This window comes from Terrisporobacter muris, assembly GCF_024621905.1.
GTDB lineage: Bacteria > Bacillota > Clostridia > Peptostreptococcales > Peptostreptococcaceae > Terrisporobacter > Terrisporobacter muris.
On sequence record NZ_JANKBY010000524.1, the window covers coordinates 1 to 1,593 of the forward strand.

The following is a 1,593-nucleotide window of genomic DNA, read 5'->3' on the forward strand; positions in this document are numbered from 1 at the left end:
ATAATCTTGAATCAAAGCAATAAAAAATCTTCCTTCTATAGTATCAAGGAAGATTTTTCTTTATAATAATGGTGAAAATAAGCGAAGTATTAATCGACCAAATTTAACAGGCCATTTTATATCTTCACACTCTTTTAGACTTATTTTTTGACACTTTTCTAAAGTCTTTACAAAATCATCTCTTACTTTTAATACACTATCCGTATTATATAACCATGCACCACATTCAAAGTGAAGATATAAACTTCTGAAATCTAAATTTATACTACCTACCACCGCATACTCATCATCAACTACAAAAGTTTTAGAATGCATAAATCCTGGTGTATATTCATAAATTTTTATACCATCCTTTATAAATGAGTGATAATATGACTTTGTAACTGCATGGACAAACCATTTATCAGGAATATGAGGTGTAACAATTCTTACATCTATACCTGATTTCGCCGCTATTTTCAATGATGTTGCCATTTCATTATCTATTATCAAATAAGGAGTATTTATATAGATATAATTTTTTGCCTTATTTATTAGATTTAAATATACAGTTTCCCCAATAGGTTCATTTACTAGTGGACTATCATCAAAAGGCTGTATATATCCTCTACCTATATATTTCTCATTTGTATATTTTTCTGGCTTATAATTTAAATAATCATCATCAGTATTGTTTATAAAATCCCACATACTTAAAAACATTACTGTTAAATTAAATACCGCATCTCCCTTGATTAATATGGCTGCATCCTTCCAATGACCATACTTTTCGTAGGCATTTATATATTCGTCAGCTAAATTAATGCCACCCATAAACCCCACATATCCATCTATTACTGTTATTTTTCGATGATCTCTATTATTTAATCTATTGGTAAATATGGGTACAAACGGATTAAATACTCTACATTTAATACCATATTTTTTTAATTCATCTGAATATCGATAAGGTAACTTCATTACACATCCAACATCATCATAAATTACTCTTACATCTACGCCTTCTTTAACTTTTTCCTTTAAAATATCTAAAATTGTATTCCACATTATCCCTTCTTCAATAATGAAATACTCTAGAAATATAAAATGTTTTGCTTTTTTTAATTCTTTAACTAATATTTCAAATTTAACTTCTCCTGGAGATAAATATTCATTATAAGTATTTTCATATATAGGACAATTGGCATAATTCAATATATATGAAGATTGATTTTTAGCATGCTCGTTTTGTTTCCCCAATCTTTCTAATACATCATAATCTTGAATTAATGATGATTTCATTTTTATATTTTGAGATTTCATCTTTTTCTTTTCTCTTTTACTTAATTTATTTCCACCATAAATAAGATAAAATGTTCCTCCAAATATGGGCAGTATTAGTATTGGTACTATCCATGCAATTTTATAGCTCGGATTACTTTTACCATTTAATATATATACTACTAAGATACATCCAATTACTAAAGATGCTATATAAAAGTATAAAAAATATTCTCTGCACGTTAAAATCACTAAAAAAATAATATATATTTGTACTGCCAAAGTTAAAAAGAAAAATATTAATCTTTGAATAGAATTTTTATATAAAGATCG

General features: G+C 26.4%; 1 protein-coding gene. It reads right to left on the reverse strand.

Annotation, left to right across the window (positions count from 1 at the left end; translation table 11 throughout):
- Positions 1–60: 60 nt before the first annotated feature.
- Positions 61–1,593: cardiolipin synthase (gene cls / locus NSA58_RS19900; RefSeq protein ID WP_330652618.1), on the reverse strand; the 1,533-nt coding region annotated here is incomplete at its 5' end.